Genomic DNA, 14,008 nt, shown 5'->3' on the forward strand with positions numbered 1-14,008 from the left:
GCTTGCGCATGCGCCGAAGCTTGTTCCTTGCCTCGCTGCTGATGGCCGTCGGCACGGCCGGGCATGCCGCCTGCGAGACAGGCCTCGCGGAACGCATGCACGCGAAGCTGCACGCCGACCGCGCGCTCGACCATGAACGCGCGGCCTGCCAGCCCTGGCGCGGTGTCAACGGCCGCGTCATCGTCGTTCTGCCGCTGCCGCGCTCTTCCTCGGTGCCCGGCTTCACCCAGTTCGACCTGGATGTGCTGGTCGTTCAGCTGGCCGACAACGGCAACAGCGAACGCGCCACCATCGTCAGCCGGCTCTTCGAGTCGGAAGCCCTGCGCGAATACGACGTCCGCATCCGCGCGATCAAGGTCGACACCAGCCGCTACGTGCTGGCGGACGGTGCGCGCGCCTTCGGGCTGCGCGTGCTGCGCCAGGGCGCGTCGCGCCTGAGCCCGTATTCGAATGAGACGCTGAGTCTCTACCTCCCACAGGGATCGAAGCTGGCCAAGGTGCTGGACGGAGTCGAGGTGGTATTGGAACGAGGCGAATGGGATGCCAACTGCGCCGGCAGCTTCGAGACCGTGCGCAGCAACTTGTCGGTCGCGCGCAGCACGACCCACGGCTACGCCGACCTGGTTCTGCGCCAGTCGCACTCGGAGACGGTTTCCAGCGCACAGGGCGAGACCTGCACGACACAGGAGCGGCAGTCCACGTTCAGCTCGCAGACCTGGCGCTACGACGGATCGGCCTATCGCGCCGCAAAGGGTTCGACGCCCGACTGAGGCCCGCCCTCCTCGCGCAGCGCCGCCGCCCGCCCACGCCGCATGTCGATCGGCAACAGCAACAGCAACCCGGCCACGAACAGCACCGCCGTCGTCAGGATGGCGATGCGCTGGTTACCGCCGGTCATCCAGGTGATCGCCCCATAGCTCAGCGGCCCGATGATGCCCGCCAGCCGCGTCGCGAAGGTCCACAGGCCGAAGAACTCGGCCAGTTGGCGAGGTGGGGCGAGCACCCCCGTCATGGCGCGCCCGGCCGACTGGCTGGAACCCATCGCCAGGCCCGCGATCGATGCTGCCCACCAGAAGCCGCCCTTGGTCGTGACCGACGCTGCGATCAGGCACACGGCAACCCACGCCAGCAGCGTGCCCCCGAGCGCGCGCCGATGGCCGATGCGGTCCTGCAGATAGCCGAAGCCGAAGGCGCCTAGCGCCGCCGCGATGTTGAGTACAAAGATCAGGACCATGGTCTCGCTCGGCACGAAACCGATCACCTGCTCGGCGTAGATCGCGGCCAGCGTGATCGCCACCGCCACGCCGCCCTGGTAGCACACGGTGCAGGCCAGCAGCCACATGAAGTCGCGATAGGCACGCGCCTGCTGGAAGGTTTCACGCAGTTGCTGCCAGGCACTGCGGCGTTCGCCCGGCGCGGAGGGGATGGCGCGCTCCGGAAGCAGCGAGAAGGTCACGCAGGCAGCCGCGCCATAGATGGCGGCGGTGATGAGCATGGTCACCGGCACGAAATGCGAGGCAGGCAGTGCGTGCGCCTGCGACCACAGCACATAGCCCAGGCACAGCCCCAGGGCGAGCATGCCGCCCACGTAGCCGAAGGCCCAGCCCCATCCGCTGACCTTGCCCATGCCCTCCGCCGTCGCGAGTTCCGGCAGGAAGGCGCCGGTGAGCGACTCGCCGTACGAATAGAAAGTGTTGGAGACGACCACCAGCGCCATCGCGAGTGCCACACCCGCGGCACCGCCGGCCTGTGGCGTGAACGCGAGCGCCGCCGTGCCCAGCACGCAGCCGGCGGTGACGACGGCCAGCACCTTCTTCTTGGCGGCATGCAGGTCGGCCCAGGCACCGATCGCCGGCATGCTCAGCATCACGATTGCGTAGGAGACGCTCAGCGCCACTGTCCAGGCAAAGGCCCCCCAAGGTGCACCCTTGGCGATCCCGCCGACGAAGTAGGCGGCGAACACCGCCGTGATCACCACCGTGGTGTAGCCGGAGTTGGCGAAGTCGTACATCGCCCAACCGAACACCTCGCGCTTGCGCACGCCGGGACGCAGGGCAGATTGGGAGAAAAGGGCCAAGCGACGCTCCTCGAATGAAGGTCGCCGAGCATAGCGGAGCAGCCGGGCCGCACCGCGGAAAGACCGAAGGACTCAGTGCAGGTGGCGCGGACGGCGTCCGCCGCCATGGCCGCCGGGCCCGCCCGAGCCGCCGCGCGGGCGCTTGCCGATTTCCAGCGAGTTGACCAGCGCGTCGAAGCGGTCGCCGAAGAGCTTGTCTATCTCGGCCACCACGCCGCCGAGTTCCGAACCGTCGAAGTGACGTTCCATGAGGTTCACCACATCCTCGACCAGCAGGTCGCGTTGCACCTGCATGATCGCCGCCGGATTCGGGCCGACGAAGAGCATGAGGAAGTCGTCGCGCGACTCTTCGTCCGGGTCGCCCTCCTCCTCGTCGAAATCGGTGTCGTAGAAGGTGACCTCGATCGCCGCGCCCTGTTCGGCCAGTTCGTTCAGCGCCATGCACATTTCATCGAGGGCCTGGCGGAAGTCTTCGTCGCCGGCCACAGTCCAGCAGACCTGGAGCATGTGCTCCTTCTGCTCGAAGCGGATACCCGGCTCCTCTTCATAAACGCTGCTGGCACCGTCGGCCAGCGAACGGGCGCCGGCGTACTTCCAGAGGGGTTTGAGGGCTTCCTGGATCTGCTCGAAAGTGACGTCAGCGCGCAGCGGCACGTCGCCATGGACGTGGATTTCGAATGGAGCGTTGTAGCGAGGCATGTCATGCTCCCTTGTGATGTGGTGGTGCCCGGAACCGGAGTCGAACCGGTATGCCCCTTATGCAGGAAGCGGCGGATTTTAAGTCCGATGTGTCTACCAATTTCACCATCCGGGCGTCCGGTTGGATAGCGACGATACCCGAAACGAAAACAGCCCCGACAACGATGGTTGGAGGGGCTGTCCGATCGACGGTACCGGGAAAAGGTGGAGGCGCGACCCGGAGTCGAACCGGGCTAGACGGATTTGCAATCCGTTGCATAACCGCTTTGCTATCGCGCCATGCGTGTGTCGATGTCTCTTTTTTTTCTGCGAACTCGCGAAAAAAAGGGAAGCATGCAGCTTCCCTTTTCGAATACTGGAGCGGGAAAAGAGTCTCGAACTCTCGACCTCAACCTTGGCAAGGTTGCGCTCTACCAACTGAGCTATTCCCGCGTTTCAAGCCTTCAATTATAGACCAATTTTTCGAGGTCTCGCAAGCGCCGGGCCTCAATGTTTGACGGACCCTTCGACAGCCTGCGACGCACGCTGCTTGGCCGATTCGGCCATCGCCGCCGCAGCAGCCGCGACCTCTTCGTCCGACAGCGGTGTGGGCTGCTTCTCCAGCGCGATCTCGAGCACCTTGTCGATCCACTTCACAGGCACGATTTCGAGGCCGTTCTTCACGTTCTCGGGAATGTCCTGCAGGTCCTTGGCGTTCTCTTCTGGGATCAGCACCGTCTTGATGCCGCCGCGCAGCGCGGCCAGCAGCTTTTCCTTCAGGCCGCCGATGGCCGTGACCTCGCCGCGCAAAGTGATCTCGCCGGTCATCGCGACGTCGGCACGCACCGGGATGCCGGTCAGCGCAGAGACGAAGGCCGTGGTCATCGCCGCGCCGGCGCTGGGGCCGTCCTTGGGCGTCGCACCATCGGGCACGTGGATATGGATGTCGCGCTTCTCGAACACGTCGTCCTTGATTCCGAGCCGGCGCGCGCGGCTGCGCACCACGGTGCGGGCAGCCTCGACAGATTCCTTCATCACGTCGCCGAGCGAACCCGTGCGGCTGATCACGCCCTTGCCCGGCATGGTCACTGCTTCGATCGTCAGCAGGTCGCCGCCCACCTCGGTCCAGGCAAGGCCCACCACCTGGCCGACCTGGTTCTGCTTCTCGGCCAGGCCGAAGGTGTACTTGCGCACACCCAGGAACTCGTTGAGGTTCTTGCCCTCGACCACGACCTGCGGCGTCATCTTCTTGAGCAGCAGGCCCTTGACCACCTTGCGGCAGATCTTGGAGAGCTCGCGCTCGAGCGAACGCACGCCGGCCTCGCGCGTGTAATAGCGCACGATGTCGCGCACGGCCTCCTCGGTGATGAGCAACTCGTCTTCCTTGACGCCGTTGTTCTTCATCTGCTTGGGCAGCAGGTAGCGCAATGCAATGTGGGTCTTCTCGTCCTCGGTGTAGCCCGCCAGGCGGATGACTTCCATCCGGTCCAGCAACGCCGGCGGGATGTTCATCGAGTTGGATGTAGCGACGAACATCACGTCCGACAGGTCGAAGTCGACCTCCACGTAGTGGTCACCGAAGGTGTGGTTCTGCTCCGGATCCAGCACTTCCAGCAGCGCGCTCGACGGATCGCCGCGAAAGTCGGTGCCCAGCTTGTCGATCTCGTCCAGCAGGAAGAGCGGGTTACGCGTGCCCACCTTGTTCAGGCTCTGCAGCACCTTGCCCGGCAGCGCGCCGATGTAGGTGCGGCGGTGGCCGCGGATCTCCGCCTCGTCGCGCATCCCGCCCAGCGCCATGCGGGTGTACTTGCGGCCGGTCGCCTTGGCGATCGACTGCCCCAGGGACGTCTTGCCCACGCCCGGCGGGCCGACCAGGCAGAGGATCGGCGCCTTCACCTTGTCCACGCGCTGCTGCACCGCGAGATATTCGAGGATGCGGTCCTTGACCTTCTCCAGGCCGTAGTGGTCCTCGTTGAGGACCTCCTCGGCATGGGCCAGGTCGTGCTTGATCTTGGTCTTCTTGCTCCAGGGCAGGCCCACCAGCACGTCAATGTAGTTGCGCACCACGGTGGCCTCGGCCGACATGGGAGACATCAGCTTGAGCTTCTTGAGTTCGCCTTCGGCCTTCTTGAGCGCTTCCTTGGGCATTTTGGCGAGCTTGATCTTCTTCTCGATCTCCTCGATGTCCGCGCCCTCTTCGCCTTCGCCCAACTCCTTCTGGATCGCCTTGACCTGCTCGTTGAGGTAGAAGTCGCGCTGGTTCTTCTCCATCTGGCGCTTCACCCGGCCGCGGATCTTCTTGTCGACGTTGAGGATGTCAACCTCGCGCTCGAGCTGGCCGAACAGGTTCTCCAGCCGCGCCTTGATGTCGTCGAGATCGAGCACGGCCTGCTTGTTGTCCAGCTTGAGCGGCAGGTGCGCGGCGATGGTGTCGGCCAGGCGGCCCGGATCGTCGATGCTGGAGATCGAAGTCAGGATCTCCGGCGGAATCTTCTTGTTGAGCTTGACGTACTGGTCGAATTGCTGCATCACCGCACGGCGCAGCGCCTCGACCTCGGTGCCCTTCTGCGCGGCAGCGTCAGGCACCTGGACGGGCGTCACGTTGGCGGAGAAATGCGATTCGCCGTCGTCGATGCGGTTGACGCGTGCGCGCTGCTGGCCTTCGACCAACACCTTCACCGTACCATCGGGCAGCTTCAACATCTGCAGGATCGTGGAAATGCAGCCGACCTGGAACATGTCCTCCACGGAGGGCTCGTCCTTGGCGGCGGCCTTCTGGGCGACCAGCATGATCCGGCGCTCCGCCTCCATCGCCAGCTCGAGGGCCTTGATGCTCTTGGGACGGCCCACGAACAGCGGTATCACCATGTGGGGGAACACGACCACATCGCGCAATGGCAGAAGAGGCAGGTCGAGCTCGGTGGCGGGCAGGGGGGTATGACCGGACATGGGAATCCTTTACTTGATCATGGAAAGATGGTCGGCCGCGCGCGCTTTTCAAGCCCGCGGGCACGGTAATCGTCAAAGACGCCGGTCGTCGTGATCGGAGGGGCCGGCCTGACGAACACCCGGTCAGGCCTTCTTGGCCGCCTCGCGGTACACGAGGAGCGGCGGCTTGCTTTCGTCGATTGTGGATTCTTCGACCACGACCTTGTCGACATTGGTGGCATTCGGCAGCTCGAACATGGTGTCGATCAGCGACTGCTCCAGGATCGAACGCAGGCCGCGCGCGCCGGTCTTGCGGGCCAGGGCCTTGCGCGCGATAGCGCGCAGCGCGGCTGGACGGATCTCCAGGTCCACACCTTCCATCTGCAGCAGCTTGGTGAACTGCTTGACGACCGCGTTCTTCGGTTCGGTGAGGATCTGGATCAGCGCGTCCTCGGTCAGCTCGGCCAGGGAAGCCACGACCGGCATCCGGCCGACCAGCTCCGGGATCAGGCCGAACTTGATCAGGTCCTCGGGCTCGACCTCGCGGAACACCTCGGTCAGACTGCGCTGTTGCTTGCTCTTGACCGACGCGCCGAATCCGATGCCCGAGGCTTCGGTGCGGTTCTCGATGACCTTCTCCAGCCCCGCGAAGGCGCCGCCGCAGATGAACAGGATGTTTGTCGTGTCGATCTGCAGGAAGTCCTGGTTGGGATGCTTGCGCCCACCCTGCGGCGGCACGCTCGCCATGGTGCCTTCGATCAGCTTGAGCAGCGCCTGCTGCACGCCCTCGCCCGACACGTCGCGGGTGATCGAGGGGTTGTCGGACTTGCGCGAGATCTTGTCGATCTCGTCGATATAGACGATGCCGCGCTGCGCACGCTCGACTTCGTAGTTGCAACTTTGCAGCAGCTTCTGGATGATGTTCTCGACGTCCTCGCCGACGTAGCCGGCTTCCGTCAGCGTGGTGGCGTCGGCCATCACGAAGGGCACGTCCAGCATGCGGGCCAGCGTCTGGGCCAGCAGGGTCTTGCCTGAGCCGGTGGGGCCGATGAGCAGGATGTTGCTCTTGCTCAGCTCGACATCGTCACCCTTGGCCTTGTCCTTGTGGCGCAGGCGCTTGTAGTGGTTGTACACCGCGACCGAGAGCATGCGCTTGGCCGGCTCCTGGCCGATCACGTAGTTGTCGAGGTTGGCCTTGATCTCCACTGGCGTCGGCAGGTCGTTGCGCGGCTCGCGCGACTCCTCGCCCGCCGGCAGTTCGTCACGGATGATCTCATTGCACAGGTCGATGCACTCGTCGCAGATGAACACCGACGGACCGGCAATCAGCTTCTTGACCTCGTGCTGGCTCTTCCCGCAGAACGAGCAGTAAAGCGTTTTTTCGCTGGAAGAGCCTTTCTTTTCGGCCATGGACAGATGCCTCGTAACGGGGGTTTAACAATGATAGCGAAGAAGAATGCCCCTCGGCCCGTCCCCGGCCCGAACAAAAACGGCGTTCTCCGTGCGGAAAACGCCGTCTTCGCCCGGGCCCCATGGCGCCGGCCGTTCGGACCCGGTCAGCCGCGCTTGGCGATCACCTGGTCGACGAGACCGTACTCCTTGGCCTCGTCCGCGCTCAGGAAGTAGTCGCGCTCGGTGTCGCGGGCGACCTTCTCCACGCTCTGGCCGGTGCGCTCGGCCAGGATGCGGTTCATCTGCTCGCGCGTCTTGAGGATGTCGCGGGCGTGGATTTCGATGTCCGTGGCCTGGCCGCGGGCGCCGCCCAGAACCTGGTGGATCATGATCTTCGAGTTGGGCAGCGAGAAGCGCTTGCCCTTGGCGCCGGCCGCCAGCAGGAAGGCGCCCATGCTGGCAGCGAAGCCCACGCACAGGGTGGACACGTCCGGCTTGATGAACTGCATGGTGTCGTAGATCGCCATGCCGGCGCTCACGCTGCCGCCCGGGGAGTTGATGTAGAAGGAGATGTCCTTGTCGGGGTTCTCGCTCTCCAGGAAGAGCAACTGCGCCACCACCAGGTTGGCGGTCTGGTCGTTCACCTCGCCGACCAGGAAGATCACCCGCTCCTTGAGCAAGCGCGAATAGATGTCGTAGGAACGCTCGCCGCGGCCCGATTGCTCGATGACCATCGGGATCATGCCGAGGCCTTGAATGTCCTGTGCGCTCATTGTTTGCTCTCCAGAGAGGTTTGTACTGTACCGAGACGACATGGGGCTCGTGCTCCAAAGCACAAGCCCCATGAGGGATGCGCCGGCGGCGATCAGCCCTGCTGGGCCATGAGCTCGTCGAAGCTCACCGACTTTTCGTTGACCTTGGCCTTGCTCAGGACGAAGTCCGTCACGTTGTTCTCGATCACCACCGCCTCGACCTCGGCCAGGCGGCGGTTGTCGCTGAAATACCAGCGCACCACGTCGGCCGGCTTTTCGTAGCTGGCGGCCAGTTCATCGATGTGGGCCTTGATCTGCTCGGGCTTGGCCTGCAGGTTGTTGGCGCGCACCAGCTCGGCCACCACCAGGCCCAGGCGGACGCGGCGTTCGGCTTGCGGGCGGAACACGTCGTCGGGGATCGGCGCCTTGTCGGCATCCTTGATGCCGCGCTGCTTGAGCTCGGCGCGGGCGCCTTCGACCATGCGATCCACCTCGGCCTGCACGCTGGACTTGGGCAGATCCAGCTCGGCGTTGGCGACCAGGGCATCCATCACCGCGGTCTTGTTGCGGGCCAGCAGGCGGAACTTGACCTCGCGCTCCAGGTTCTTCTTGATGTCGGCGCGCAAGCCCTCGACCGTGGCATCGGCGATGCCGAGCGACTTGGCCAGTTGCTCGTTCACTTCGGGCAGGTGCGAGGCCTCGATCTTCTTCACGGTGACCATGAAGTCGGCCTGCTTGCCGGCCACGTCCTTGCCGTGGTAGTCGGCCGGGAAGGACAGCGGGAAGGTGCGGCTGTCGCCGGACTTCAGGCCGCGCACGGCATCCTCGAATTCCTTGAGCATCTGGCCTTCGCCGACGATGAACTGGAAGTCGTCGGCCTTGCCGCCCTGGAAGGGTTCGCCGTCGATCTTGCCCTCGAAGTCGACCGTGACGCGGTCGCCGTCCTCCGCGGCGGCGTCCTGGGCACGCTGGGCGAAGGTGCGGCGCTGCTTGCGCAGGATGTCCAGCGTCTTGTCGATGGCGTCGTCGCCGACCTCGGCGCTGAGCTTGTCGACCTCGGCATTGGCCAGGTCATTGATCTTGACGTCCGGGAACACTTCGAAGATCGCATCGAATGCCAGCTGGCCTTCGGGCGCGCCTTCCTTCTCGGTGATGCGCGGCTGGCCGGCCACGCGCAGCTTGGCCTCGTTGGCGGCGTGCGAGAAGGCCTCGCCGACCTTGTCGTTCATGACCTCGTAGTGCACCGAGTAGCCGTAGCGCTGGGCCACCACCGTCATCGGCACCTTGCCGGGGCGGAACCCGTCCATCTTGACGGTGCGGGCCAGCTTCTTGAGGCGTGAATCGACCTCGGACTGGATGGTGCCGACGGGCAAGGTCAGCGTGATCTTGCGCTCGAGCTTCTCGAGGGTCTCAACGTTCACGGTCATTTCGTAAGTTCCTTGTGAGGGTCTTGTGCTGGTGCGCGGGGCCGGACTCGAACCGGCACGTTCTTGCGAACGTCAGGACCTAAACCTGGTGCGTCTACCAATTTCGCCACCCGCGCGGTCCCCAGTTTTTTCCAGTTTTCCAGGTGACCAATACGGAAAACGGCCCTCAAGGCCGCCTTCGTATTCGACGAGCAGCCGGCCGAGAGGCCGACCGCCTGAAATCGGTCAACCCGGTATTTTAAGCGCGAACCAAGGCCTCCTCTGCTTCCTTGGCAGGGTCGGCTTCATCGCGCCGCACGCGGAACCAGGCGGCATACATCGCCGGCAGCGCCAGCAGCGTGAGCACGGTGGCCACGATCAGCCCGCCCATGATGGCCACGGCCATCGGGCCCCAGAACACGCTGCGCGAGAGCGGAATCATCGCCAGCACAGCCGCCGCCGCCGTCAGCACGATCGGCCGCAGCCGGCGCACCGCCGATTCGACGATCGCGTCCCAGGTCGCCACGCCGTCGGCGCGGTCGTGCTCGATCTGGTCGATCAGGATCACGGCGTTGCGCTGGATCATGCCCATCAACGCGATCACCCCCAGCAGCGCGACGAAGCCGAAGGGCCGGCCGGAGATCAGCAGCGCGCCTGCCACGCCGGCGATGCCCAGCGGCCCGGTCAGGAACACGAGCATCGAACGGCTGAAGCTGTGAAGCTGCAGCATCAGCAGCGTGAAGGTCAGGAACAGCATGATCGGCAAGCCGGCCACGATCGAGGACGAGCCCTTGCTGCTCTCTTCCACCGCGCCCGCCACCTCGATGCGGTACGCGCCCTGTCCCTCGGCATGCCATTTGGCCTCCAGCTTGCGCAGCGCGGGCAGCAATTGCTCGGTGACGGTCGCGCCCTGCAGGCCCTCGATGATGTCGCCCTGCACGGTGATGGCGTAGTCACGGTTCTCGCGCCACATCACGCCCGGCTCCCAGGTGAAGACCGGCTTGGCGATCTGCAGCAGCGGAATCGAGCGGCCCGACGCGGTGGGCAGATAGGCGTTGCCGATGTCCGAGATCGACTCGCGCTCGTCGGGTTGCTGGCGCAGCACGATGTCGATCAGCAGGTCGTTCTCGCGGTACTGGCCGACGTTGGTGCCGCTGAACATGGTGCGCGAGGCCTGGGCGATCGCCTGGCTGGTGACGCCCAGCGCGCGCGCCTTGTCCTGGTCGACCACCAGCCGGATCACCTTGACCGACTCGTTCCAGTTGTCGTTGACCCCGCGCATCCTGGGGTTCTCGCGCAGGATGGCCTTGACCTCGTCGGCATGGATGCGCAACTGCCCCGGCTCGGTGCCGATCACGCGGAACTGCACCGGGTAGGCCACCGGCGGCCCGTTGGGCAGCAGCTTCACCCGTCCGCGGATCTCCGGGAACTCCTCCGCCAACATCGCCGGCATCTGCAGGCGCAGCTTCTCGCGCACCTTCAGGTCCTTGGCCAGCACGATCAGCTGGGAGACGTTGGACTGCGGAAAGGTCTGGTCCAGCGGAAGGTAGAAGCGCGGCACGCCCGAGCCGATCCAGGTGCTGACCGAGGCGACGCCCTCCTCCTTCAACAGGCGCTGCTCGACCCGCTTGGCCACTTCCTCGTTGGCGGCGAAGGAGGTGCCTTCCGGGAACCACAGGTCGACCATGATCTCCGGCCGGCTCGAGTCGGGAAAGAACTGCTGCTGCACCTTGCCCATGCCCACGATGCCCAGCGCAAAGATCAGCAGCGTCGCGCCGATCGTGAGCCAGCGGTGCTCGACGCACCAGTTCACCATGCGCCGGAAGGTGTTGTAGAAACGCGAGTCGAACAGCTCATGCGGCGGCGCGTCGGGATCGTGCGGCTTGACCTTCAGCAGCAGCGTGCCCAGGTAAGGTACGAAATACACCGACACCAGCCACGACAACACCAGCGCGATCACGGTCACGAAGAAGATCGCGAAGGTGTATTCGCCCACCGTCGACTTGGCGATGCCGATGGGCAGGAAGCCGGCGGCGGTGATCAGCGTGCCGGTCAGCATCGGCTTGGCGGTGACGTCGTAGGCAAAGGTGGCGGCACGCACCTTGTCGTAGCCCTCTTCCATCTTCCGCACCATCATCTCGACCGCGATGATCGCGTCGTCCACCAGCAGGCCCAGCGCGATGATCAGCGAGCCCAGCGAGATCTTGTGCAGCCCGATGCCGAAGTACTGCATCGCCAGGAAGGTCACGGCCAGCACCAGCGGGATGGTGATGGCCACCACCAGCCCCGGGCGGACGTCCACGTGCCAGCCGAAGCGCCCGCCCTTGTGCAGCCCGAGGGAGATGAAGCTCACCGCCAGCACGATCGCGACCGCCTCGATGAGCACTTTCACGAATTCGTTGACCGAGGTCGCGACCGCCACCGGCTGGTCCTGCACCTGCCGCAGCCTCACCCCGGCCGGCAGGCGCTTGTCGATCTCGGCCGTCGCGGCGCGCAGCGACTTGCCCAGCGCGATGATGTCGCCGCCCTTGGCCATGGAGATGCCCAGCCCGATCACTTCCTTGCCCTGGTGCCGCACCTTGACCTGGGGCGGGTCGACGTAGCCGCGGTGGATCTCCGCGATGTCGCCCAGTCGCATCTGGTTGCCGGAGCTGCCGCGGATCGGCATCGTGCGCAGCTGCTCCACGCTGGTGAACTGGCCGGCCACGCGCACCTGCACCACGTCGGCCGGCGCCTGGATCGTGCCCGCGCTCTCGACCGCGTTCTGCTGCCCGAGCTGGGACAGCACGCCGTTGAAGTCCAGTCCCAGCTGCGCCAGGCGCTTCTGCGAGACCTCGATGAAGACCTTCTCGTCCTGCACCCCGAACTGCTCGACCTTGGCCACGTCCTTCACGCGCAGCAGCTTCTGGCGCACGTCGTCGGCGAAAGTCTTGAGTTCGGCATAGCTGAAGCCGTCGCTCTCCAGCGCGTAGATCACGCCGTAGACGTCGCCGAATTCGTCGTTGAAGAAGGGCCCCTGGATGCCCGCTGGCAGGGTGCCGCGGATGTCGCCGATCTTCTTGCGCACCGTGTACCAGACATTGGCCACGTCGCCCGGGGGCGAGGAATCCTTGATCTGGAAAATGATCTGCGACTCGCCGGGCTTGGAGTAGCTGCGGATCTTGTCGGCATAGGGCGCCTCCTGCAGCGTCCGCTCGATCTTGTCCGTCACCTGCTCGGCCACCTGCTGCGCCGTGGCGCCGGGCCAGTAGGTGCGTACCACCATCGCCCGGAAGGTAAAGGGAGGATCCTCGTCCTGCCCGAGCTGGAAGTAGGCGGCGATGCCGAGCAGCATCAGCACCACCATCAGATAGCGGGTGAGCGCCGAATGGTCGAGCGCCCATTTCGAGAGGTTGAATCCGGCCTTGCCGGTACCAGCAGCCTGCGCGGTCATGGCGGACTCGTCAGCGGGCAGCGGAAACCGGCACGACCGTGCCCGGGCCCTTGACCGGCTCCTGGGCCGCCGAAGCGGGTGCGGCGCGCTTGTCCCGGTAGATCGAGACCTTCTGCCCCGGCGACAGCACGTGCACCCCGGCCACCACCACCTGCATACCCGGCGTCAGGCCACTGCCGATCACGGCCTCGTTGCCGTCGGCGGTGCTCACCTCCACCGGCTGCGAGCGCACCGTCATGCTGGCCTTGTCCAGCACCCAGACCGCGCTGCCCTGGCCTTCCTGGCGCAGCGCTGTGGTCGGCAGCTTGATCACCGCCGCGCCGTTGCGCGAAAGCGCATGCGGGCGCGCATAGACCGTGGCGCCGAGCGCGGGCGCCGTGGCCGCATCGATCGCGACCTTGACGGCGAAGGTGCGCGTCACCGTGTCGGCGCTGGCCGCCACCTCGCGCACCTTGCCTTCGATTTCCTTGTCGTCGGCCCAGCCGCGCACCGTGACGGGCGAACCGGCCTTCACCAGCCCGGCGCGGTCTTCCGGCACGGAGAAGACCACGTCGCGCGCGCCGTCCTGCGCGATGCGCACGACCGGCGTGCCGGCCGAGACCACTTGTCCCGGCTCTGCCTCGATCGCGGTGACGATGCCCGGGACGTCCGCCACCAGTGTCGTGTACTGGGCCTGGTTGCCCTGGGTGGCCAATTGGGCCTGCGCCTGTTCCAGTTGCGCCTGGGCCGCCTTGTATGTGCTTTCGCGCCGCTCGAGCTCGGCGGCGCTGATGAAGTTCTGCTCCCGCAAGCCACGGTAGCGCTTCAGGTCGGCGGCTGCCAGGTCACGGTTCGTCTGCGCCGCTGCCTGCTGGGCGCGGGCCGCCTCGGCGGCCAGCCGGTAGTCCTGCGGATCGAGCTGGGCGAGTGCCTGGCCGGCCCGGACGTGCTGGCCCAGTTCGGCCTGCCGGCGGATGATCTTGCCAGCCACCCGGAAGCCCAGCCGCGATTCGATGCGCGCCCGCACCTCGCCGGCGAACTCGGGCTCAGTACCATACGCGCTGGTGCCCACCGTGATCACCTTGACCGCCCGCACCGGCTCCGCCGCAGGCTGGGGACGTGAGCAGCCGGCGAGCGCCAGTGCGGCAAGCACGAGGAGGCCAGCGCGACGGAAGGCAGGGGACGTGGACGACGCGGTCATGAAACACCCTTGGAAGAAACGATGGGGGTCATTAATGACCAGCCGGTTAGTAATCTAGGGTAACTGCGAACCGTTGTCAATTACCGAAAGGCGCCGGCACCAGGGGACGTGACCCATGGCATGCAGAGGGCGCCACACCGGCGTCACTGACCTGAGAACCGC

At 65.6% G+C, this 14,008-nt stretch carries 9 protein-coding genes and 4 tRNA genes; 1 reads left to right on the forward strand and 12 read right to left on the reverse strand.

Features of this window, described 5'->3' with window-relative positions; genetic code table 11:
* Positions 1-8: 8 nt before the first annotated feature.
* Positions 9-770 (forward strand): PA3715 family protein, encoded by a 762-nt coding sequence (locus ABEA07_RS05885; RefSeq protein WP_345536498.1) that lies wholly within the window; start codon positions 9-11, stop codon positions 768-770.
* Here the strand turns inward: ABEA07_RS05885 and ABEA07_RS05890 are convergent.
* The 12 genes from ABEA07_RS05890 to ABEA07_RS05945 form a co-directional block, all read right to left on the reverse strand.
* Entirely contained in the window at positions 737-2,077 is a 1,341-nt protein-coding gene (locus ABEA07_RS05890; protein ID WP_345536500.1) for an MFS transporter, read from the reverse strand. The genes ABEA07_RS05885 and ABEA07_RS05890 overlap by 34 nt on opposite strands.
* 72 nt (positions 2,078-2,149) lie before the next feature.
* A complete protein-coding gene (locus tag ABEA07_RS05895) occupies positions 2,150-2,776 on the reverse strand; it encodes a DUF6806 family protein (RefSeq protein WP_345536501.1) in 627 nt (208 codons plus the stop codon).
* Between the two features lie 22 nt (positions 2,777-2,798).
* Positions 2,799-2,891, reverse strand: a tRNA-Leu gene (locus tag ABEA07_RS05900).
* Between the two features lie 90 nt (positions 2,892-2,981).
* Positions 2,982-3,055: transfer RNA gene (locus ABEA07_RS05905), tRNA-Cys, on the reverse strand.
* A 77-nt stretch (positions 3,056-3,132) separates the two neighbouring features.
* A tRNA-Gly gene (locus ABEA07_RS05910) sits at positions 3,133-3,208 on the reverse strand.
* A gap of 54 nt (positions 3,209-3,262) precedes the next feature.
* A complete protein-coding gene (lon, locus tag ABEA07_RS05915) occupies positions 3,263-5,704 on the reverse strand; it encodes an endopeptidase La (RefSeq protein ID WP_345536502.1) in 2,442 nt (813 codons plus the stop codon).
* A 123-nt stretch (positions 5,705-5,827) separates the two neighbouring features.
* Positions 5,828-7,093 carry an ATP-dependent Clp protease ATP-binding subunit ClpX gene (gene clpX, locus ABEA07_RS05920; RefSeq protein ID WP_345536503.1) on the reverse strand — a complete coding sequence of 422 codons (1,266 nt, stop codon included), beginning with the start codon at positions 7,091-7,093 and terminating at the stop codon, positions 5,828-5,830.
* Between the two features lie 146 nt (positions 7,094-7,239).
* On the reverse strand, positions 7,240-7,848 hold the full coding sequence (clpP, locus tag ABEA07_RS05925) for an ATP-dependent Clp endopeptidase proteolytic subunit ClpP (protein ID WP_345536504.1): 609 nt from the start codon (positions 7,846-7,848) through the stop codon (positions 7,240-7,242).
* A 92-nt stretch (positions 7,849-7,940) separates the two neighbouring features.
* Complete coding sequence (gene tig / locus ABEA07_RS05930; protein ID WP_345536505.1) at positions 7,941-9,254, reverse strand: trigger factor; 1,314 nt, start codon at positions 9,252-9,254, stop codon at positions 7,941-7,943.
* 29 nt (positions 9,255-9,283) lie between these two features.
* Positions 9,284-9,370 (reverse strand) — tRNA-Leu (locus ABEA07_RS05935).
* 122 nt (positions 9,371-9,492) lie between these two features.
* Entirely contained in the window at positions 9,493-12,666 is a 3,174-nt protein-coding gene (locus ABEA07_RS05940) for an efflux RND transporter permease subunit (RefSeq protein WP_345536506.1), read from the reverse strand.
* Between the two features lie 10 nt (positions 12,667-12,676).
* Positions 12,677-13,846: an efflux RND transporter periplasmic adaptor subunit gene (locus tag ABEA07_RS05945; RefSeq protein ID WP_345536507.1), complete on the reverse strand. Its 1,170-nt coding sequence runs from the start codon at positions 13,844-13,846 to the stop codon at positions 12,677-12,679.
* Positions 13,847-14,008: the final 162 nt, after the last annotated feature.

This window comes from Variovorax defluvii (assembly GCF_039541515.1).
In the GTDB taxonomy this organism is placed as follows: domain Bacteria; phylum Pseudomonadota; class Gammaproteobacteria; order Burkholderiales; family Burkholderiaceae_C; genus Variovorax; species Variovorax defluvii.

Bases quoted from the DNA above. Each gene is read 5' to 3' on its own strand.
- ABEA07_RS05940 (WP_345536506.1), bottom strand. From the start codon at position 12,666: ATGACCGCGCAGGCTGCTGGTACCGGCAAGGCCGGATTCAACCTCTCG.
- tig (WP_345536505.1), bottom strand. From the start codon at position 9,254: ATGACCGTGAACGTTGAGACCCTCGAGAAGCTCGAGCGCAAGATCACG.
- clpP (WP_345536504.1), bottom strand. From the start codon at position 7,848: ATGAGCGCACAGGACATTCAAGGCCTCGGCATGATCCCGATGGTCATC.
- clpX (WP_345536503.1), bottom strand. From the start codon at position 7,093: ATGGCCGAAAAGAAAGGCTCTTCCAGCGAAAAAACGCTTTACTGCTCG.
- ABEA07_RS05945 (WP_345536507.1), bottom strand. From the start codon at position 13,846: ATGACCGCGTCGTCCACGTCCCCTGCCTTCCGTCGCGCTGGCCTCCTC.
- ABEA07_RS05895 (WP_345536501.1), bottom strand. From the start codon at position 2,776: ATGCCTCGCTACAACGCTCCATTCGAAATCCACGTCCATGGCGACGTG.
- lon (WP_345536502.1), bottom strand. From the start codon at position 5,704: ATGTCCGGTCATACCCCCCTGCCCGCCACCGAGCTCGACCTGCCTCTT.
- ABEA07_RS05885 (WP_345536498.1), top strand. From the start codon at position 9: ATGCGCCGAAGCTTGTTCCTTGCCTCGCTGCTGATGGCCGTCGGCACG.